Source organism: Arthrobacter glacialis (genome assembly GCF_002909415.1).
GTDB classification, from domain to species: domain Bacteria; phylum Actinomycetota; class Actinomycetes; order Actinomycetales; family Micrococcaceae; genus Specibacter; species Specibacter glacialis.
Genome location: NZ_PPXB01000005.1, coordinates 287,820 through 309,295, shown reverse-complemented (window position 1 = coordinate 309,295; position 21,476 = coordinate 287,820). Strand labels below are relative to the sequence as shown.

Here is a 21,476-nt window from a genome sequence, read left to right as displayed (position 1 = left end):
CCTAAGGGATGCATACGTCAGAAGATAGCGGGAGAAAGTGCTTGTGGATAAATGTCACAGGTGGGTGCCTTGAACTACTTCGTCCACAGACGTTGTCCACGGGGTTATGCACAGCTGTGGATGGAGACTATGGGAATGCGTTAAAGTGGCCTACAGACGGATTTGGCTGGGCCCGGTGCCCTCGGAAGCCGGAATTTGGCAAACCCTGGTTTGACTGCCGGGGCGCAAATGACCTAATGTTGTGAAGTCCCATGTGTCTGCTTTGCGCTCTTGCGTGTGCCTCTTGTAAATGAGAGGCAAATGAGCAGGCATCCATATACTTAGCGTCGACCCCTTTCTTACTGTTAGCTACGGGCAAGGCGCATCTTTGATTGTCTTGGAGTAACTACCGTGAGCAAGCGGACTTTTCAGCCGAACAACCGCCGTCGTGCCAAGAAGCACGGCTTCCGCCTTCGCATGCGCACCCGCGCCGGCCGCGCCATTTTGGCAGCACGCCGCACCAAGGGTCGCGTAGAGCTGTCGGCCTAAACAATAACTGCTTGACGATTCGTCGGGCCTTAGTGAAGTTGCGGTTGATCGCAGGGTGCTAGCCACCAAGAATAGAATGCGGACTTCCGCCAACTTCTCACATACTGTACGTTCCGGCGTCCGCAATGGACGCCGGAACTTAGTGTTATATATGGTGTCCACTTCTTCGGATGCGCCCAGCCAAGTTGGGTTCATCGTTGCGAAGACTGTTGGGAACGCTGTGACCCGCAATCTCGTTAAACGGAGACTGAGGGAAATTGTTGTCGAGACAATTAAGCAGCATCCCCAGGGAGTCAATGTCGTGGTGCGGGCTCTGCCCGTATCCGCCGATGCCTCCTTCAGTGACCTTGCTAAGGACTACCGCAAGGCCGTTTCCACTGTTTTCCCCCGCCTGCGGGAGAGAATGGGAGATTCTGCCCTGTTGGCACCAACACCTGCAGTAGACAAGGCTGACGTGTCTAAAGGAGAAGATGTGTTGTGACCCCGTCACCAACCGAGTATCGCGCGCGTAGGCCCATGGCCGCCGTCGTACGTTTCTTCTGGCATCTTCCCCGCAATATTCTTATAATCGTTTTGAAACTGTACCGGCGCGTCGTCTCACCCACTTATGGGCAGGTGTGCCGGTTTTTTCCGTCATGTTCGGCTTATGCTTTGGAGGCTGTGACCGTTCACGGCGCAGTCAAGGGCGGTTGGTTTGCTGCGCGCAGAATTGTGCGGTGCCACCCTTGGAACTCTGGCGGGCTTGATCCGGTTCCATCACCGGCCACTGTTGATTGGGATGACCCTTCCATGGTGCCCATGATTGTCCAGCTGAACCACCCGCATGTTTTTCTGGCCAAGCAACAGGAAACACAAAGCCGCAACGCGGCTTGAGGAGATTAGAAAAGAAAAATGGGCTTCTTCGATACAATTCTGTTCCCCTTCAAATGGCTTGTGTCATGGATCATGGTGCAGTTCCATGATGGCTTGACCTTCCTTGGGATGGATGCTGCCTCCGGTGTTACGTGGACGCTGTCCATCATCGGTCTGGTGCTGGTCATCCGTGCCGCGTTGATTCCTGTTTTTGTCAAGCAGATCAAGGCCCAGCGTGGCATGCAGGCGCTGCAGCCGGATATGAAGAAGCTTCAGGCCAAGTACAAGGGCAAGACGGACCAGCTGTCCCGTCAGGCTATGGGCCAAGAACAGATGGCCTTGTACAAGGAACATGGCACCAACCCGTTCTCCGCGTGCTTGCCCATGTTGATTCAGATGCCGTTCTTCTTCTCCCTGTTCCAAGTGCTTTCAGGTGTAGCCAAGGCCAACGCCGATAGCGATGGCATCGGCGCCATGACCCACGACCAGGTGGCTCAGTTTGACCAGGCGACCATTTTTGGAGCCCCGCTGTCCGCGGCCTTCCTGCCGCAGCTCCAGGGTGGCGACCTGAACGTCGCCGTAGTTTGGCTCTCCATCATCATGATTCTGGCCATGATTGCCTCGCAGTTCATCACGCAGAAGCAGATCATGTCTAAGAACATGTCTGAAGAAGCCATGCAGGGCCCCTTCATGAAGCAGCAGAAGATGATGCTGTACGTGCTTCCGCTGGTCTTCGGTATTGGTGGCGTGAACTTCCCCATTGGTGTTTTGATCTACTGGACCACCACCAACATTTGGACCATGGGTCAGCAGTTCTTCGTAATTCGCCGCATGCCTACGCCCGGGTCACCTGCTTACAAGGAGTACCAGAAGCGCCGCGAAGCCAAGGGCTTGCCGCTGTTGGGTGCTTCGAAGAAGAAGGTCGAAGAGGTCGTTGAAGAGATTCCTGAGCCCAAGGGCCAGCGCAGCCAGCCACAACGTAAGAACAGGAAGAAGAAATAATGCCTGACGAAACGCAACTTGCCACTGAAGAAGTTGAAGAGGCAACAGCCCCCGAGGGCACCGGCGCAAGCCGCCTGGAAGAAGAAGGCGACATCGCCGCCGACTACCTCGAGGAACTTCTGGACATTGCCGATATCGATGGTGATATTGACATCGAGGTCCGCAACGGACGCACTTACATTTCCATCCTTACGGATGAAGAGACCGATTCACTGGCCAACCTCGTTGGTGAAGGTGGCGAAGTTTTGGACGCTCTGCAGGAATTGACGCGTTTGAGCGTTCTCTCCGCTACGGAAAACCGCTCACGCCTGGTTCTGGATATTTCCGGCTACCGTGACCGCCGGAACGTGGAATTGGCCAAGATTGCTGGCGATGCCGCAGAGCAGATCAAGGCTGGCAGCGCCTCCGTTCCGCTGGAACCGATGGGTGCTTACGAGCGCAAGATTGTGCACGACGCCATTGCTGAATTGGGTTTGGAATCCGAATCAGAGGGCGAAGGCGCTAAGCGCCACATTGTGGTGTCAGCCGCCGAATAGGGCGTGCTGGTTGAGAAGTTTACAAATGGTCCCGCTCATTGCCCTTGGCAGTGGGCGGGACCACGGTTAAGAGGACACAAAATAGTGGTGGAACTTACTGCACAAGAGGCCGTTGCAGCGGAACGCATTTTTGGGGATCGTTTGGATCTCGCCAAGCGCTACGTGGAGCATTTGGCTACATCGGGGATCGAACGAGGGCTGATCGGCCCGCGTGAAGTGCCCCGTTTGTGGAGCCGTCACGTGTTGAACTGTGCTGTTGTGGCGGAGCTGATTGCCGACGGCGCAAAGGTCGCCGACGTAGGCAGCGGTGCAGGCCTGCCAGGACTATGCTTGGCGATTGCCCGCCCGGACCTGTACCTTACGCTCATTGAGCCGTTGGAGCGCCGAGTGGTCTGGCTTGAGGAAGTGGTCATGGACCTGGGCCTGAACAATGTGGAGATCGTACGCTCACGTGCCGAGGCAGCCATCGGCAAGGTCGAATGCTCAGTTGTGACAGCCCGAGCTGTATCAGCACTGGACACTCTGGCGCCATTGACCATCCCTCTTCTGGGCGGTGAAGGTGAACTCTTGGCCATCAAGGGACGCAGCGCCGAGGAGGAAATAACCAAGGCAGCCAAGACACTTAAGAAGCTTGGCGGCTACCAGACCGAAGTACTGGTTGCCGGCCAAGATGTATTGGAAGAACCCACCACAGTGGTTCGGGTCAAGGTGAAGCGGCGCTGATCCACAATCGTGTGGGTTGGAACCGATAGGCTAGAGGTTGGCAACCATTGCCTGAGGAAAGTGAGAGTGTCAGCGTGACCAGTAGCGAAGCAGCTTCGCAACGGATCCCCCCGTTCATGACGTTGGGGTCGGCACGTTCAAATGCCTCCGGTCAACCAAAATTGGTTGATTACTCGCAAGCGGGCACCAAGGTGGATGTTTCACGTGAAACGGACCCCATTGCCGCCATTCCGCTGAACAATGAATTTGACGACAGTAGCCCCATTGCAAGTCAATTGGTCAGCGAGACCAGGCGACGTGAACGGCTGCTCGGGCGGAAATTGCCGCGCCCCTCACACACCAGAATTCTGACTGTCGCCAACCAAAAGGGTGGCGTTGGCAAGACAACAACGACAGTCAACGTTGCGGCTGCCTTGGCATCAGCCGGGCTGCAGGTTCTGGTTATCGACATCGATCCCCAAGGGAACGCATCCACAGCCTTGGGTGTACCGCACCATGCTGACGTCGACAGCATCTACGATGTGTTGATCAACGATATTCCCATGTCTGATGTCATTGCAGAATGCCCCGACATTGCGAACCTCTATTGTGCGCCGGCCACCATCCACCTTGCTGGTGCGGAGATTGAACTCGTATCCCTGGTAGCGCGCGAACAGCGGCTTCGACGCGCAATTGATGAGTATGTAAAGTACCGAGCCACCCAAGGGCAGGAGCGCCTGGACTTCATCTTCATCGACTGCCCGCCTAGTTTGGGGTTGCTGACTGTCAATGCTTTCTGCGCTGCCAATGAGGTCATGATCCCGATTCAGTGCGAATACTATGCACTTGAGGGATTGAGCCAGCTGTTGAAAAACATTGAGATGATTCAAAAGCATCTCAATTCGGACCTGGTGGTTTCTACGATTCTGTTGACGATGTATGACGGGCGAACCAATTTGGCGGCCCATGTGGCAGCCGACGTTCGTGAGCACTTCCCCAAGCAGGTATTGCGTGCGCTGATTCCACGTTCCGTCAGGATTTCCGAGGCTCCGAGCTACCAGCAGACGGTCATGACCTACGATCCTTCGTCGACCGGGGCGCTTTCGTATCTGGAAGCCGCTGCGGAATTGGCAGAGCGTTCAACGGAATAGTGCGTCCCGTAGCTCGGAACTTTGCAGATTACAATGAATTTAAGCAGACCCCACTCTTTGGGGTTCATTCAACGGAGGAAGTCACAATGACTGACAAGCGCAGGGGTCTTGGTCGTGGTTTGGGTGCCTTGATACCCAACTCTTCTGGTGATGAAAGCGGATCCTCGCAGCCGACACGGCCAGTAGACTTGTTCTTTCCTGAGCCCAAGGGGCGCAAGCCCGTTGCAGCTCCAGTGCGAAGCGCCAAGAAGCCTGTCGTTGAAGCTGTGGAACTTGTAGAAGTTCCTGGTGCACGCTTTTTGGAACTGCCGGTTGGCCAGATCCACCCGAACCGCAAGCAACCCAGAACCGTTTTCGATGAAGACGATATGGCCGAGCTTGTACATTCGGTACGCGAAATCGGTGTTCTGCAGCCCATTGTGGTGCGCGTATCGACCGAAGTTGGCGATCAGCCGTATGAATTGGTCATGGGTGAGCGCCGCTGGCGCGCCAGTCAGGCCGCCGGTCTAGAAACCATTCCTGTTATTGTCCGGGAAACCAGTGATGACAACCTCCTCCGTGACGCGCTGTTGGAGAACCTCCACCGCAGTCAGCTGAATCCCTTGGAAGAAGCTGCGGCTTACCAGCAGTTGCTGGAGGATTTTGGTACCACTCACGAACAATTGGCTGATCGGATTGGGCGTTCGCGTCCCCAGGTTTCGAACACGCTTCGTCTGCTGAAGCTTCCTCCAGTGGTGCAGCGCAGAGTTGCGGCAGGTGTTTTGTCCGCTGGTCATGCGCGCGCTTTGCTCGCTCTGCCAGAAGCTGCCGCCATGGAGCAGTTGGCTCAGAAGATCGTGTCTGAGGGGATGTCGGTCAGGGCCACTGAGGAAGCTGTGCAGCTTTACCAGGCGCCGCTTAATGGTCAGCAGCCCGCAGCAAAGAAACCCAGTCCCCGCCACGAGCGGTTGGATTTCTTGGCAAGCTCTCTGGCCGACCGCCTTGACACCAATGTGAAGATTTCCCTGGGTGCCCGCAAAGGCAAGGTCAGTATTGAGTTCGCCTCCGTTGAAGACCTCAACCGGATCATGGATGTCTTGAGTCCCGGCGGCAACTAGTTCTCACCTCTAACCAGCGGCAGTGTTTCACGTGAAACACTGCCGCTGGTTGCTTAATTGGAGTTCCCCAGGATTGATTCTAAGCATCATTTTTTCGAACGTCCGAAGTGGAGTGATCAGACCCTGATGGGCCATTTCGAATAGCGCGATAGTGTTTCACGTGAAACAAGAGACAAATTCGGAAGTTGCCACTGCTGCTGGATTTGATAGTCAACAATTGGGCGACGCTCACTTTTGGTTCATATGGCGAATTGTCATTTGCTCGCATGGCCGAAGCCAGACCTTTGGTCAGTTCGATTCCCCGGGCACGAGCCTTCCCTGGAGATGAGTCGATCGTGGTGCATCCACTTGAGTGGGATCCACAGACTGTCGGGGGAGGGTGGCGTTTAGCCAGACGTCTTAATCGCATCAGGCGCAGTGAGCCAATCAGTCCCGCTTCAGCGGAGCCTGCGGAACCTGGTTGCCATTCGGAACTTAACGGCTGTGTTGCATACTGGTGGTGAATCCGGTGCACTTGAGGCCCACGGGTGTAGCGATGGCTCCTCCGTCATTGTATCCGTGAGTATGACGTCAGAATACTGTGCCCCCTCGAGTGGAATCGGTTCAGAATTCAGTACGGTCGCAGTCCGACCATCCTCCCCAATTGCTTCCATGCGGGACCCGGGAGTTGGGTAGGTGGAGGGCGGGTGTCGTGCGGTCAGCCCGGCCTCCGTGCCCCTGGATTCTACCTGGGGGATCAACCCACCCCGCCAATGGGCGCCAATGGCCGCCAGGGCCCGCCCTAAGGGGCTCCAGTCCACCAAGGTAACCCGGGTTGCCCTAAGGGCCCCGCAGGGCCCTGTAGGGGCGTTGTAGCCACCAGCGGTGCCGTCGACCGCAAGAACCGGCCCTACGTGACCGGCGGCGCCGACCCGGACCTCACCCGGTGCGCTGAAGTGGAAGCCGTGCTGCCGCGGTCAGGAAACCCAAGTATGGGCGGCCACGATCCGCGCGAATGTTTCACGTGAAACGGACGATGAAAGAGCCGGTCCTACGACACCCAAAGGACTCCGTGTCCTCGTAAAATCAGGGACAGCAATGGTAGGTGGGTGCGCGATCGGCGCTTCGATCAGGTTGACTGGAATGCCCTGCAGGGTGGAAGCTTTCGCATGCGAAGTACAGCCGCGCCCTGGTCATGGACATTTGGGGACGACGGCCCTGAGTTGCGGTGCGGCCGGCAGATACCCTCATTCGCGGGCTACCTTGCTCAGCGGTGAGTGTTGGGTATTTCAGAAGCGTGAATACCGGCGGTCGCCACTATTGTCGTCGGAGATTGTCCGCCCAAACCGGCACTTCGCCAGCGAGACACCACCTTGATCAGGGAATCCGATGATGTTGCAGCCAGAAAGGGCAGGGCTGAGAGTTGGTGGGAATATCCCATGTCTCGCCGCGCGCCTCGGGCCCGTCTTCGAAGGATAATTCCAGGCCTGTAGTCTTCCGGAAGGCTCCATGGTGGTGAATGTGGGAACTGGGTATCGGCATAGAATTACGCCGCAAATCCTGGCAAATCGGTCTCGGTCGCGCAACCACTCACACAGTGCATATCCCCTTCCGTTCTCCATCAATCGACTGGAAGTTGACCCCACCGCTCGTCTACGCCTCGCTGGCCAAAAGCTGACGGACGGGAATCGAGCCTCAGGCGGATGCCACCGAATCGTCAGTGTCGCTCTGGAGTTGAGACGCATCCACACTGCCTGTCGTTTCGTGGAGATTCGTCCACGTCATTGCTCCAGTTGCGGCCATGGGATCTCAGGTCATACTTCCCGCTGTGCCGGTGAGGGGATGCTGGATTGCGAGTGCGCTGCCACGATCACTTGGCATCTTTGAACCCGAAAGCCACCAGCCACCTGCGGTGGCGATAGCCTCGAAATGGCTGCACCAGGCAAGGGTCTCTGCATTCGCGAACCCCACAAGCGCCCACCTGCCACACTGGGAAATCAGCGTGACCGCCCAGCTGATCGAGGTCAGGCATTCCGACCTCGCCCGTCGGCACCTGGGCAACGACCAAGACGTGTTGGTCTTGAATCCCCGATGACCACTCACGGGTGCGGAAAGGGCGCGTAATCCACACCAGCGAGGCCGGCCCGATTGCATTGTAAGAAATCCTGAGACCGGGCGTGAGTAGACCCGGAAGATACCGGCCGTCGCCGACTTGGCAGTGCCGAATGCAGTCCCGGAACAGGAGCAGGGTGGGCAGCAGGTCTGTGTGGACCGATCCAATGGGAAAGGGCGTGGGTGCCAGCGCTGCTGAACCAAACTGTTGCAGTTCGGTCCGGTGAGTTTTCAGGAGTATGACAAGCTGCAGCGGCTCATCGCAGAGTTCACTATGGACGACAACAAGCACCGGCAGCCAAAAAAGGAAGCCCCCGGTCCACAGACAGGATTGCAACTATTCCGTACCCACCTCAAGTGGGAACTAGGTCTCGAGGAATGGTCGGAGTCACGCACCCAGACGTGTCACTTCGGTGTAGCTTCCCACCGGCAAGATCATGCTTGCCTGCCTCCTGACAGATTCTTGGCGGGTTGGAAGGACAGTGAGGGTGCCACGCAAAACCTGACGCGAGGTCTGGACCCCGAGGCCAAGTGACTGAGCGACGCCAATTCGCAGTTGGAAGCCGCGTACCCCAAGGCATGGGATACCCTATGCAGCAAAACCAACGGAGCTACGGAGCTGCAGTGCGTATGTGGGCTGCTCGTTGCAGCGTCGCTTCCATGGGCCACAAGCATGACCCGCATTTCTCTTGGACTGGATTCCCTCCAATTATTGGCTAATGAGCCGACGAGCTGCACCAGTGCCGGGCCCAGCCTGGTCAGGCACGCAGTGCGGTGCAGCAGACGCCCTGTCTTGACGAAGGTCAGGGAGGTTACAGCGGAGCGGTCCCGTGGATTCCACTGCCCGCCATATTGCGGGGAGTGGACCGCAGTAGGTTTGGGCTGTCCAGGTGTGGTTGTCCCGGCATTGCCCAGCGTCCGGCAAACAACCCATCGTGCCCAACGAGGACGACGATGTCGATCAAGGATTCCTTTGGCAAGGAGCACATCGGGCAAGTCTTGGCGACTGGCCACTGGCCTGGATTCTTTTGGTGATGACCGCTGCCGTGATCTCGGGTGAGGTGGTCTCGTCAAAGTGAACGTTCCACCAGGGTGGAAGCCAGACATCAATTCCAAGCATGGCCGGTACCGATTGTCCGTCCGGATTGACCCATCCTCCGCTTGCCTGCCTGAAACTAAAACCCACTTCCAATGACCCCTGCAGTCTGAACGTTCTCCTGGTCATCCAGTCAAAGTGCGTGGCAGCTATTTCAGGTGTTGGACAGGGAGTTACGTGGTTCGGCAGTGCACCATAGCAATATGGATGCTGCAGGGGGAGTGCCTTGTGAAAAAAGCGTGGGGTATTTGTCGAAGGTGCCACCGCAAGAGCCGCGCGGTCGCATCAAAACGCGTGACACCGGGCGGCTGGGATGGTCTTCGGGAAGATGAAACGGCCCGAATTCTTCTGTGCATGCTTGGTGACGAAAGCAAGGCCTGCAACGCACTAGATCAGTGACTGGTGGTCGGAGCGCCGATGTGTCACTGCGCAGCGGAAGAGTTGTGGTTGGCGCTCCACACCTCAGCGAGCGGATGCACCCTGTAATCCCATTGGACCGGAAACTCTCCCGCGGGAAGACGGCCATGCGCAGGCCCGTAAATCTTGGATGCGGCTGGTGTCGACGCCAAAGTCCGACAGTTGTACTGAGGGACTATGCATCGTGGTGAGAGGCAAGGCAATAGGGGCTAGTCGCAATCGAGGGTGTTGTCGGGGTCTTAATCCACCGGCTTCGAACAACGGGCATGCCGTGTAGTTCCTTAGGATCCGGATCCGTGAGGAGTGTCCGCGGAGGTGTGCGAGTCCGCCAAGGACGTCCGTGGCACGTTGCTTGAGGGCCGGCCGACGAGGCAGTGGTAGTAGGTCGCGCAGGTCGCCACGACCTCGACATGCTGCGAGACAGAGAGAAAGGCCGCGAGACAGACTTGGCACTTCTCGACGATCCGCATGGCGCTGGTGTGGAGGGTGCGCTGCGCGGCATGGAGCGGAGTGGGCTTGCGGCCGCGGTTTCCACAGATGGGTTGCTGGACACGGCGGCGCCAATCAAGTGCACACCACCGAGCCGGTGTGGGCCCTGGATCAATGCATGTATGCCCACAGCCAGCACCGTGTCGTTCCCCGTGTTCCATGAAATGCCGAGCCCGCGGCTCGGCAGTCCGCCAGTGTCCTGGCGCCACACACGCCCACAACCGCTGCAGCGACAGGGACGGATCACGATCGACAATGTCCTCGGGAGCCAACCCGGCCGCTAATGCACCGGCCGCGGGGTCATGCTGTCGCGCCGCTCAGCCTGGCATCCGCAGCCGCGACACCACCGGGCGAACTTGTCTGTCTCGACGACCCGGTAGGCAACCGCCGCTCGACCTGGATCGAACTGTTGACTCACGAGCTCCACACCGAGTTCGTGAAGACGGCCGAACGAGCCTGCATCAGGGGCCGGACGCATCGACAGAGCCATCGCATTGGCGCCGAACATCTCCCCGGGGTTGCCGTCCAGGATGATCGTTTCGACGCTGCTGCCGCCTGCGCGCAGTTCTTCGAGCTGCATGCCCCCCGTCCAGCGGATGCCACGTTCTGCCGCCGAAGGGGGCGACTACAGCACCCGCCCGTAGCTGGCTCGACTCCGTTCTCGCGGTCTAACACCACCGGTTGACCAGTGTGGGAATTGACCGCCGTGATGAGTGCGGTGCGTTGCGGCCAGCGCTGACTGGGAAGCCGGGCGGCGACGGCAGCGCGCCGCGTTGCTCAGGAGCCGTCCGCCACCACCGAGGACCAACGCTCGCTTTCTGGCGGCGCGGATCCGGTAGTGGCGTCGAGCTGCGGCTGATCCTGCTCGGACCTCCGCTGGTTGGAGCCCGTCGTCGAAGTGACGAGCACAGTTGAAAATGGGGTCGTGTTCATGGGTATCGCCTCCGGCCGTAAGATCACGCTCCGACTCGGTGCGCAGCCAGGATCGCGCCGGTGCTTTTCGCCGCGGAACGCTCCGCGGCACCAACTTTTCTGTGGTGGGGGGATTCATCGCCTGCCGGTTGAGAGGCTTCGTGCAGGACGATGTACTTGTGTGGACGTCGATGGGGAAGGGGTGCAGATGAATGACGATGCGACTTTGAGCTCTTTCGAAGCCAGCATAGGTGCGGGCCCATACATGCTCGTTGTCAATACTGGCGAGGGGTCATGCGGAAATTGGTCGATGGGAAGTCCCCCGGGGACTCGACTGTCGGAAAGGTAATCAGACGGGCAGCCGGCATCGAAGTTTCACGTGAAACAACCAGATGACTGGCCGGCACCCGCCGCTGATGAACCAAACGAGGGCGAGCCCCCACGGCGGGACTCCCGATGGGAGACACTTAGGCAGGCTGTTGGAAATCGCAGATGATGCCGATAGTTGGCGACTTCGTCATGCCCCATGCCTTTCGATACCCAGATGGCAGTCAAGCTTCTGACACTGGCCGATGTGGCTTGGGTGAGTTCTCTGGCAATTCTGGCTGGTGGGTTGGCTGGCCTGAGATCGAGGCAGTCACTTCCAACTTGTACAGATGCCAAGGGGCCATTGGGGGTTCGGGCGGGGTGCTTGAACAGTCGCCTTAACTAGTTCAGCGGTGTCCACTGCATACATGCTGAGCCAACAATGAGGGCTCCGGGGCCACACAACGCAACTGACGGAAGCTGAAACATGGATCCCTCATCCCAAGACTCCGCACCTCACTCCGAGTACAACTCTCGAACGACATCAGCCACTGATTCCGTGGCTGGCAGGCGTCTCTGTTTCACGTGAAACACGGGCAGGAGCGGGGCCCGTTTGGGACTACTCTTTGCCGATTCTTGAGGGGCGCCCAGTCACGGCTAGGTGTCCAGGACCATGGCGTGATGTGAGTGCCGCGGGCTGGGCTAGAAGTCCATCAGCTGCGATCTGCAAATAATTGGGTATGGGCGCTGTGGGCGTTTCGGGGTGTTATTCCTCGTGTGGTCCGTTGAGGTCGCGTTGTGCGGCCTGCTCATTGCATTGTTGTTGGGCTTCATGGTTGTCAGGGAAGGCCCAAGCGGGTGGTTCGGGCAGGGGGTGGGTGCCGTAGTCTTCTTCAAAGTCCATGGCCATGATCTCGTTTTCGTTCAGTTGGCTGAAGGGGTCCTCATCCCAGCCCAGGGCGTCGAGGCGTTGCTGGATGTTCTTTTTGAGCCATTTGGGGTAGCTGGCGGGCTGGGTTTCCAGGGGCTGGGGTGGGTGGTACCGGCCGGAGGGTGAGATCCAGCTGGGCCGGCCGCTCTCGGTCATGACGGCTGTCCAGCCGCGGAGTTTCAGGGCCCGCCGTTCCGGTCGTTGCTGCTCCCGGACCTGCCCGGAGCGGGTTTTGCCGTCCTTGAAGTGCTTGGCCAGGTGGTGGCGTTTACACAAAAATTCAAGGTTGCCCGCGGCGGTTTTCCCGCCGCTCTCCCACGGCAGGATGTGGTCGAGTTCGGCCAGAGACGCCTTGGCGGTGCAGCCTGGAAATTGGCAGTAGTGATCCCGGCCGCGGAGCATGAGCCGCATGGCCTTGCCCACCCGGTACGTGTCCGGGGCAAGATCCAGGGGTTCGTTGCTGATGGGGTCGGTCAAAACCCGGTAGAAACTGGTGGACCCGGCCAGCAGTCGATTGGCGACCTCAACACTGATCGGCCCGTACCCCTCCAACACGGCCGGGGCATTAATGTGCCCCAACAACGACAGTGCCGGGACGGTCACCAACACAGTGGCCCGGGGCATGGGCGGCCCGTCAATCCCACAATAGTCCGCTGCATCATTGATGCCAGAGGGCCACTGAGCATCATCAACCCGGGGAGGGTATGCTGTGCGGTCAGCTTCTGTGGCCGTGGCTGTGGCTGGTATCAGGGGTGGAGGTGTGGCGTTGGGATGCCAATCGGGGTGACTGCGATCGTCGGGATCCTTGAAGCCCGGGTCCTGATAGTCGGGGTCTTCAAAAACGGGAATGCTGGTGCCAGGGATCCTGTAGCGGCCGGTGTCAGTATCCGGGAAGGGTGCTCCAGCGCACGGATCAGTCTCGATCTGAATGAACCTTGGATCAGCAATCGGAGATGTTTCAGGGACTCGGACAGCTGTTGAAGGAAAGCCCATGTCTGCTCTGCTGTCAGTGGCTTGGCCGCAATCCTGGCTGTTGCCGAGGCTACTACCGTGGACGTCCGCGTTGCCAGCGGCGGTGGCGCCCCAGCCGTCGGAGTAGGGAGTTCCGCTGGTGGGGGTTGGTGGGGTGTGGATGTTGTTCCGGGACAGGGACTGGTTCAGGAGCAGCGCTGCGGCGACGTCGGCACGGAGTTGGGTCAGGGTGCGGGGTTCGTGGGGGCCTTGGGCAGCTTGGGCGGTGAGGGTGCATTGGTCCCAGATGCCCTCGATCGTGGCTGCCGGGGCGTACAGGCTTAGCCAGTACATGCCGTCATGCGCGCGGCTGACACTCAGGGCCCGGCGCCGGCAGGCGTCGCGGGTGCGGGCGGGGATGCTCTCGGGGTGGAGACGTTCGCGGAGCCGGCGGGCCTTGTCCTTGAAACTGTTCAGGGAACAATCCCGGGCCTTCTCCAGCAACAAGGTCTCGTACTCGGTGACACCGTCCGTTGGGAGGTTATTGTTGCGCAACAGGGTGGTTTCCTCGGCAATGATCACCGCGTACGGCCATCCCAACTCCCCACTGGCCAGGCGTTCATGCGTGGCCGGCAGCTCACGGACCATGACAGTGGAATGGTCCACCAGGCCGTTGGCGGCGGCCTCACTGATGCCCAGGATCGTTGCAATCTCAGCATTGGTCCCGGCCGTGGACACCTCGTTCTGCCAAGCGTCCAACCCCAGGAGCCTGCGCTCGGCCTCTGCAGCAGTGGCGAAGCGTTCCAACACTGTGGCCAGGGACGCGGCAGCCCGGTTCTGCAGGGCGTTAAACGCAGCCACTATCCCCACACACTCATCCATGAACGCCTGCACCAAGGCCAACTGCGAGGGGGCAACCCCGGTGCCGTCCGGTCCACGATTCAAGGATGGCAGGCGGGGCAACGAGGACACGGCTGCCATGTCAGTAGCCAGCGGTTCAATGGAGGGAAGAACGATCCCAGCCACCAGTTCCGCCACAGCCGCTGTGGTGGATGAACCTTCCCAGCCATCCGGGAAATTCACTGAACCGCCCATACCATAAGTCTAGTTGGCATGTACCCAAATATCAATAGGACTCTTTACTTTCCCAAACAAAAGTTCTATTTAATTTTCAGCTCATCTCCATGCGAGTGAATCCCCTGAATCAACGCAAGTGCCCGAAGGATGGAGTGGCACACGGCAACTACAGGCCGTGATGGGCACAGCGTTTCACGTGAAACCGGATTTTGGGCCGAAGAATGCGGTGTCCAACGGGGATAGGCCACAACTTTCTGGAGCTTAGAATCAATCTGGGAGAAGTGGAAATGACCCGTTAAACAGGTGTGGACCGGACAATGTCCGGTCCACACCCTTCAAGAAGAATTCATCGCTGCGACCCCATTATGGGGCGCAGCAACTGACTAGCTCAGTACTCCGGAGAATTCCTTCTCGAAGTACTGCTTCGGCCGGGCCCCAATGACGGAGCCGATTACCTCGCCGCCCTTGAACAGGTACACGGCCGGGATGGAGGTAATTCCGTACTTCGCGGAAATGGCGGGGTTGGCATCGACGTCGACCTTAACGACGTCAACCTTGTCCGCGTACTCAACTGAAATCTCATCCAGGATAGGACCAAGTTTGCGGCAGGGGCCACACCACTCAGCCCAGAAATCCACAATGACAGGCTTTTCGGAGTTCAATACGTCTTCGGCAAATGTTGCGTCCGTTGCACTCTTGGCATTACTCATGGTGAACTACTTTCTCTTAGGAATTCTGATCGGCCAGGAAGTGTTCCACATCCAGTGCGGCAACACATCCCGAGCCCGCGGCCGTGATGGCCTGGCGGTAAGTGGGGTCCACTACGTCTCCGGCGGCAAATACACCCGGCAGGCTGGTCTTGGAAGACCGGCCCTCAACGGCAATGGTGCCGGCTCCGGTCAGGTCCAAAACTCCCTTGACCAGGTCGACGCGGGGATCGTTGCCTATGGCAACGAATACGCCTGTGACAGCAAGCTCGCTCTTCTCACCCGTGACCAGGTTGTTCAAGCGAATGCCGGTAACCTTGGCCTCGCCGTCAACGCCAACAACCTCCGAGTTCCAGATGAATTTGATCTTCGGGTGGTTCAGGGCGCGATCGGCCATGATCTTGGAGGCACGCAGCGTGTCGCGGCGGTGAACCACTGTCACGGAATCCGCAAACTTGGTCAGGAAGATTGCCTCTTCCATGGCGGAATCGCCACCACCAATAACGGCAATATCGTGACCCTTGAAGAAGAAGCCGTCGCAGGTGGCGCAGGAGCTCACCCCGTGGCCAACAAGACGCTTTTCGCCCTCAACACCTAGCTCGCGGTAGGCGGAGCCGGTGGAAATGATGACGGTGCGTGCCTTGAATTCCTGGCCGTCGGCCAGGGTTACAGTCTTGATGGTGCCTTCCAACTCAACGGAAGTCACGTCGTCGTACATCACCTCGGTGCCAAACTTCTCAGCCTGCTGGCCCAAGTTCTCCATGAGATCCGGACCCATGATGCCTTCGGGGAAGCCGGGGAAGTTCTCCACCTCTGTAGTGTTCATGAGCTCGCCGCCTGCGGTAACGGAACCGGCGATCATGAGCGGCTTCAGATCCGCACGGGCGGTGTAGATCGCCGCGGTGTAACCTGCGGGACCAGAACCTACGATGATGACATCACGGACATCGCTTGCGGGGGTAGCTTGCGTGCTCACGGGTGAGTGTTCCTCTTCCTACTTTGACTGACCGCGGCGTGGCGGTTCAATGGGACCTTCGCTATCCACAACCGGCATGGGGGCGCGGTTATTCCTCTCACGCGGACGTGGGGGAATGCCAGCGGCTAACTAATGCTGATCTCGGTGATCTTCAACCCAAAGGGGTAGGTCACGAATGGCTGGAGTTTGGGCAACTCCGTGAAGCTGATGATGACATACTTTGCCTTGACGCCGGGGGCCGCCTTCAACGTGAAGTCGGGGGAGCTAAAGGAGCCGCTACCAATTTTGGTGGCACCAGCGATCTCGGGCTTGCTGTTGGTCAGGATGTTGAATTGCCCACCCGATCCAGCTAGTTGATTGATGGTCACGGAGCTGATGGTGGATTCCTCCGCGAGTTCAACCACTAAATCAACGCCCTCAGTGAGGTTGGCGAAGTCGGCATTGGAGAACTCCACGGTGGGCCAGTAGGTGCCCTTGTTGCCGTCAATGGCGTCCTTGAGGCGGGGGAAGTACGCTTCACCGTAGTTCTGCACGCCGGGTGCATAGGTGGTGATGTCAGTCAGGCCCTTGATGACGGGGGCAACAGCAGCTGGCACCGGCGCCGCGGAGGGGGATTGTGCCTCAGTGGGGGGCGGCGTAGCTGAGGAGCTGGTGCCGGCCTGATTGCTGGAACCGTTAAACAAAGTGCCAATGTGTTGGAGCGCAAAAATAAGTGCACCGATGAGCAAAACACTCACAATGGCACCGGTCAGCAAGCGCCCGCTGATCCGGGGAGCGTTTCTGTCGTCGTCGTCGTCCTCGTCAAGCAAATCATCGGCGACGTAGTCATTGCTCGCCTGGCGCGCCGCCGCCGGGAAGGTCCCCGCGCGGCGTTCCTGGGCCACGGTTTCCTCATGGTCCTCATTGATAAATCCGTAGTCGTCCTCATCCCACAAGGTCACCTTGGACGGGGTTCCCGGGGCGGGAGAGGAAGGCTCGACGGCGGGAATCGCCGCAGCTGCCACAGCCGCCGTGGGCGGTGTGGGGGCGGGTGTTTGCCGGACGGGAGGCAAGGGGTGCGCCGGTGTCATGGGCGAATTGTCCTCATACACGTAGGCGCTGCTCACGGGAGCAGCGTCGCGTGCCTTGCCAAAGATTTCAGTGCCGAGGGTATCTGTGAAGAACGGCTCCTGGTAGACCTGCTCCACAGCATCTGTGGGGACAACAAGGTCCAGCAATTCCGCCGGCGAGGTTCTGGCTGCGATGAGGTAGGTGGCTTGATCCTGGACACCCAGATCAAGGATGGAGACACCGGACACACGTGTCCCAATGGCAACCTCACGGGCACTTTGCGTCAGGTTGGCTGAGTTGTCAACAGCCGAAACCAGGATGCTGACAGGCCTGTTGAGAACCTGGTCAAGGCCATCCAAAATGACGTCGTTCTCGGCAGAAGCCAAGATACGGCCAGTAACCTTGTAACGGCCGCCAAGGATGGAGCCCACGTCGATGGGTTGTGGCACCAAATCCTCCTCTTACAAACACGGTGGCTTCGGCGGGTAATGCGCACAAAGCCATATTTTGACTGATTCTATCGGAAAACACTGCATGTTCCGTGGTTGCGGCTCGATTGGCCGCAGATACTTCCAGCTACCTTGACGGCAGGCGACTACGAACCTTGCTGATCAGCGGATTGAGCAGCGCATCAACTTCGTGCACGCGCATACGTTTAAGGATCATGATGTAGACCACAGCCATGATGGTGCCCACAACTGCCAAAGTCACTGCCGCGGCGGGAATGGAACTCCACATAAACCCTCCGGCCACGGTTCCGCCAAAGAGCATGAGGGTCAACTCTCCGACAATTCCTGCGGCCAGGGCCGCCGCCAGAAAGCGCATGTGCGCACGGACAATGAGGCCACCGCCGTAGTCGCCCAGCTTGGCCCGCAGGAACAGGTGGCTGACAACGGGGCCCAGAACATTGCTAACGGTGTAGCTGGCTGCAAGGCCGTAAATGATGAACTCCTGCGGCAGGAGACTTGCCAGCAATGCCCCGCCCAAGCCAATGCAGACCATGATGCATTGGATGATGAACGGGGTCTTGGCATTCTCCTGCGCGTAAAAAACCCGGTTGAGGATGAAGTTAATGCTGTAGAACGGTGCGCCAATGGCCAGGATGGAAAGTGTGATGGCAATGTGACGGCCCACTGTTTCCGTGCCGCCGCCGAAGAGCATGCCGAAGGGGCCTGAGAGCACCACCAAGGCAATTCCAGCGAATACAGTGGCCATGCCGGTGGTGCGCAGCGCCCCGGCCAACGAAGTGCGCAGACCCGACATGTCTCTGCTGGCCGCGGCGTGCGACATGGCCGTGAACATCACGGTGGCAATGGACAGGGCAATGATGGAGTGCGGCATGATGTACAGCTCGGTGGCGCGGTTCAGCACCAGAATGCCGGGAATGGTGGCGTCGGAATCGGCGCCTCCATCGCCTCCGGCAGGGATGGTGGCGACGCGCAAGATGATGATGAAGCTCAGATTGCCAATGACCATGGTGCCCATGGTCCACACGGCAACCTTGGCGGCAGCTCCCAGGCCGGAATCCTTCCAGCCGAACTTGGGACGCAGATTTAGGCCCAGTCGGTGAACGGGCAGTAGCAGCACTGCCGACTGCGCCACGATGCCCAGCGTGGCCGTTCCGGCCAGCATCCACGTTTGGCCTGCGGTCCAGTTGTCCACCGTGTGCGGGCTAGTGGTCGCACTGCCTGCCACGAGGATGAACACCAGCAGGCCGGCAATCGCCACCACATTGTTGACGACAGGGGCCCAGGCATAGGCCTTGAAGGAGTTGTGGGCGTTCAAAACCTGGCCCAGTAGGGAAAACAAGCCGTAAAAGAAGATCTGCGGCAGCAGGAACAGGCCAAAGGTGATGGCCAATTCCAGGTTCTTGCCCGTGAAGGACGTGGACAGTCCCATGATGGGAGCGGCCAAAAGCATGACAACAGATGTCAGCGCCAGGAGGCCAATGACACCCAGGGTCAAGAGCCGGGAGATGAAATCTGTGCCCTTGTCAGGCTGTTTGCTTGCCTTGGCGATCTGCGGGATCAGCACCGCGTTGAACAAACCGCCGGCAAGCATCAAGAAGATCAGGTTCGGCAGGTAGTTGGCGCCTTCAAAGATGTTTCCAACAGTGGAGTTGGCGATCGCGATGCCGAGCACGATGGCCTTGATGAAGCCAAGGATGCGCGAGGCAAGTGTGCCGATCGCCATCGACGCGCTGGAGCGGGCGGCGCTCGACGGTATGGTGTTCTTGCTTTGCTGGCTAACCACGGGCTGCGACTGCGTTGGCGGCGCCTGCATTGCAGACTGCGGCATGGTCTCCATATTGCTCGGGGCTATGGTTTGCAGCAGGGACACTCGTGGCGCAGCAGTGGGTTTTGGCGGGATATTGACCCGTTCTTCGTTAGACATCGTTCCCATCATCTCACTGCCCGCTTCAAGAGTGCTGACAGCGCACAGCCACGGTGGTGGCTAGAAGTATTCGGGGAGCAGTTCGCGGGCCAAATCGCTGATGCGGCGTTCATTGGGGAAGGAGAGCTTCTTGGCCAGCTCATTCAAGGGTACCCAGGCCACGTCCACTGCTTCATGGTCGGGGTCATTTTCAATGGTCAGAAAACCGCCCGTGGCGCGCAACAAGAAGTGGTGAACAGTTTTATGGACCCGGTGCCCGCTGACAGTGAACCAGTAGTCAATGCTGCCAAGGGTTGCCAAAATGTCCCCGGCAATACCTGTTTCTTCTTCAATCTCGCGCACGGCAGCTTCGGCATGCGTCTCTTGGCCTTCGGGATGACCCTTGGGCAGGCACCACTCCAGCCGGCCACCGCGGTTGATGCGGGCAATAATCGCAACCCGGGGGACGCCGTCGTGCATCTGAACAACCACGCCGCCGGCGGAGACTTCCTCAACAGTGGGCAGCTGGCTCGGGGCGCTCGGTGCTGCGGGCACAACCAGCGGACCCATAGCCGTTGGCAACGGGTTCCTCTTGGGCGCGCGCGGCACTGGGTGAACCATGGAGTCCACTCTAGCTATCTTTGTGCACGGATGATGACAGCCACGGATCCGTAGTTTTCGATGGCGCCCAAACTCATGGCGGCGTGAGGGCAAGCGCGTGGCGGGAAAAGTCTGGCATTCTTAAGGGACTATGAATTTGGTGGCCGATACTTCAAAATTTGACCCGGTGGTTCTTGAGCTGGGACGTCTCTTCACTGACGCAGGCTACGAGCTTTCTCTTGTGGGTGGACCCGTTCGCGACCTCTTTTTAGGGCGCATATCGCCTGATCTGGATTTCACCACGAACGCCACACCCGATGAAATACTCCAGGTAGCCAAGAAATGGGCGGATTCACACTGGGAAATGGGCCGGGATTTCGGCACCATTGGTTTCCGCAAGCGGAACAGCAATAAAGAAGTCTTGCTCATTGAGGTCACCACGTACCGTGCCGAGGCGTACGACCCGCAGTCGCGTAAACCCGTTGTGGCTTTTGGCACCTCCTTGATAGAGGACCTGCAGCGCCGTGATTTCAGTGTCAATGCGATGGCCCTGCGGCTGCCTGCCATGGAGCTCGTGGACCCCTTCGGCGGTGCCGAGGACCTAGCCGCGGGCCTGTTGCGGACCCCTGGCAAGGCGGAGGATTCGTTCTCCGATGACCCGCTGCGCATGATGCGTGCTGCGCGTTTTGCCTCGCAACTGGGCTTCTCGCTGCACCCGGACGTCCTTTCGGCCATGACAGGGATGGCCGAACGAATCAGCATTATTTCCGCCGAGCGGGTTCGCGATGAACTGGTGAAGCTGATTTGTGGGGCTCATCCGCGCGCCGGCGTCGACATCCTGGTGGGCTCGGGACTGGCCGATCTGGTGCTGCCGGAAATTCCCGCGCTCAAGTTGGAAACCGATGAGCACCACAGGCACAAGGACGTTTACCAGCACTCCCTGCAGGTCCTGGAACAGGCAGCATCCCTGGAGAGCGGGCCTGACGGGGCCGTTCCGGGCCCTGACTTTGTGCTGCGTTTCGCTGCCCTGATGCACGACGTCGGTAAGCCCAAGACCCGCCGTTTTGAGCCCGGCGGTGGTGTGAGCTTCCGCCACCATGATCTTGCCGGCGCAAAGCTGACAGCAAAGCGCATGAAGGAACTGCGCTTTGACAACGACTCCATCAAGGCTGTTTCACGCCTGGTGGAGCTGCACATGCGCTTCTACGGCTACGGCGAAGCCGGCTGGAGCGATTCAGCTGTGCGCCGCTACGTGACGGACGCCGGGCCACTGCTGGAGCGTTTGCACCGCCTGACCCGCTCCGATGTGACCACCCGCAACCAGCGTAAAGCCGACCGTCTGGCGTTTGCCTACGACGACTTGGAAGAACGCATTGCGGTGCTGGCTGAGCAGGAGGAGCTGGATTCCATCCGTCCGGACCTTGACGGTGGCGCCATCATGGCCTTGCTGGACATCAAACCGGGGAGGGTGGTGGGCCGTGCCTACAACTTCCTGCTGGATCAGCGCATGGAGTACGGACCCTTGGGTGCCGAAAAAGCTGAAGAGGTATTGCGTCAGTGGTGGGCGGAGCAGCCTGAATCACAGCCTGCGCCGGCCGTTGAAGCCTAATTAACAATCGCCGATTGGACTGG

General features: G+C 59.0%; 17 protein-coding genes. 9 read left to right on the top strand and 8 right to left on the bottom strand.

Going from position 1 to position 21,476, the window contains the following annotated elements; all coding sequences use genetic code 11:
• The first annotated feature begins 390 nt into the window (after positions 1 to 390).
• The 8 genes from rpmH (at position 391) to CVS28_RS08320 (ending at position 5,868) form a co-directional block, all read left to right on the top strand.
• On the top strand, positions 391 to 528 hold the full coding sequence (gene rpmH, locus CVS28_RS08355; RefSeq protein ID WP_044569795.1) for a 50S ribosomal protein L34: 138 nt from the start codon (positions 391 to 393) through the stop codon (positions 526 to 528).
• 55 nt (positions 529 to 583) lie between these two features.
• Positions 584 to 1,009 carry a ribonuclease P protein component gene (gene rnpA, locus CVS28_RS08350; protein WP_103465128.1) on the top strand — a complete coding sequence of 142 codons (426 nt, stop codon included), beginning with the start codon at positions 584 to 586 and terminating at the stop codon, positions 1,007 to 1,009.
• 35 nt (positions 1,010 to 1,044) lie between these two features.
• Positions 1,045 to 1,401 (top strand): membrane protein insertion efficiency factor YidD, encoded by a 357-nt coding sequence (gene yidD, locus CVS28_RS08345; RefSeq protein ID WP_103465377.1) that lies wholly within the window; start codon positions 1,045 to 1,047, stop codon positions 1,399 to 1,401.
• A gap of 18 nt (positions 1,402 to 1,419) precedes the next feature.
• The gene (gene yidC, locus CVS28_RS08340) at positions 1,420 to 2,382 is read left to right on the top strand and encodes a membrane protein insertase YidC (protein ID WP_103465129.1); all 963 of its coding nucleotides are present in this window, start codon (positions 1,420 to 1,422) and stop codon (positions 2,380 to 2,382) included.
• Complete coding sequence (locus tag CVS28_RS08335; protein WP_103465130.1) at positions 2,382 to 2,918, top strand: Jag family protein; 537 nt, start codon at positions 2,382 to 2,384, stop codon at positions 2,916 to 2,918. Before yidC ends, CVS28_RS08335 begins: the two co-directional genes overlap by 1 nt.
• An 84-nt stretch (positions 2,919 to 3,002) precedes the next feature.
• Positions 3,003 to 3,641, top strand: coding sequence for a 16S rRNA (guanine(527)-N(7))-methyltransferase RsmG (gene rsmG, locus CVS28_RS08330; RefSeq protein WP_103465131.1), 639 nt, complete (start codon positions 3,003 to 3,005; stop codon positions 3,639 to 3,641).
• A 116-nt stretch (positions 3,642 to 3,757) separates the two neighbouring features.
• Entirely contained in the window at positions 3,758 to 4,771 is a 1,014-nt protein-coding gene (locus tag CVS28_RS08325; RefSeq protein WP_103481239.1) for a ParA family protein, read from the top strand.
• Positions 4,772 to 4,857: 86 nt separating this feature from the next.
• Positions 4,858 to 5,868, top strand: coding sequence for a ParB/RepB/Spo0J family partition protein (locus CVS28_RS08320; protein WP_103465133.1), 1,011 nt, complete (start codon positions 4,858 to 4,860; stop codon positions 5,866 to 5,868).
• 4,373 nt (positions 5,869 to 10,241) lie between these two features.
• Here the strand turns inward: CVS28_RS08320 and CVS28_RS20425 are convergent.
• The 8 genes from CVS28_RS20425 to CVS28_RS08280 all read right to left on the bottom strand — a co-directional run bounded on the left by CVS28_RS20425 (position 10,242) and on the right by CVS28_RS08280 (position 19,865).
• On the bottom strand, positions 10,242 to 10,541 hold the full coding sequence (locus CVS28_RS20425) for a hypothetical protein (protein ID WP_423716391.1): 300 nt from the start codon (positions 10,539 to 10,541) through the stop codon (positions 10,242 to 10,244).
• 197 nt (positions 10,542 to 10,738) lie between these two features.
• Complete coding sequence (locus CVS28_RS19655; RefSeq protein WP_165788106.1) at positions 10,739 to 10,894, bottom strand: hypothetical protein; 156 nt, start codon at positions 10,892 to 10,894, stop codon at positions 10,739 to 10,741.
• 1,051 nt (positions 10,895 to 11,945) lie between these two features.
• Positions 11,946 to 14,156 (bottom strand): HNH endonuclease signature motif containing protein, encoded by a 2,211-nt coding sequence (locus CVS28_RS08305; RefSeq protein ID WP_103481212.1) that lies wholly within the window; start codon positions 14,154 to 14,156, stop codon positions 11,946 to 11,948.
• 365 nt (positions 14,157 to 14,521) lie between these two features.
• Positions 14,522 to 14,848 (bottom strand): thioredoxin, encoded by a 327-nt coding sequence (gene trxA, locus CVS28_RS08300; RefSeq protein ID WP_103465138.1) that lies wholly within the window; start codon positions 14,846 to 14,848, stop codon positions 14,522 to 14,524.
• Between the two features lie 16 nt (positions 14,849 to 14,864).
• Positions 14,865 to 15,821: a thioredoxin-disulfide reductase gene (gene trxB, locus CVS28_RS08295; protein WP_103465139.1), complete on the bottom strand. Its 957-nt coding sequence runs from the start codon at positions 15,819 to 15,821 to the stop codon at positions 14,865 to 14,867.
• Between the two features lie 125 nt (positions 15,822 to 15,946).
• Positions 15,947 to 17,320, bottom strand: coding sequence for a hypothetical protein (locus tag CVS28_RS08290; RefSeq protein WP_103481211.1), 1,374 nt, complete (start codon positions 17,318 to 17,320; stop codon positions 15,947 to 15,949).
• A 127-nt stretch (positions 17,321 to 17,447) separates the two neighbouring features.
• Positions 17,448 to 19,265: a murein biosynthesis integral membrane protein MurJ gene (gene murJ, locus CVS28_RS08285; protein WP_165788105.1), complete on the bottom strand. Its 1,818-nt coding sequence runs from the start codon at positions 19,263 to 19,265 to the stop codon at positions 17,448 to 17,450.
• A gap of 60 nt (positions 19,266 to 19,325) precedes the next feature.
• Complete coding sequence (locus CVS28_RS08280; protein ID WP_207767473.1) at positions 19,326 to 19,865, bottom strand: NUDIX hydrolase; 540 nt, start codon at positions 19,863 to 19,865, stop codon at positions 19,326 to 19,328.
• Between the two features lie 139 nt (positions 19,866 to 20,004).
• Here CVS28_RS08280 and CVS28_RS08275 point away from each other — a divergent pair, with 139 nt between their 5' ends.
• Positions 20,005 to 21,453, top strand: coding sequence for a CCA tRNA nucleotidyltransferase (locus CVS28_RS08275; RefSeq protein WP_243399778.1), 1,449 nt, complete (start codon positions 20,005 to 20,007; stop codon positions 21,451 to 21,453).
• Positions 21,454 to 21,476 lie beyond the last annotated feature (23 nt).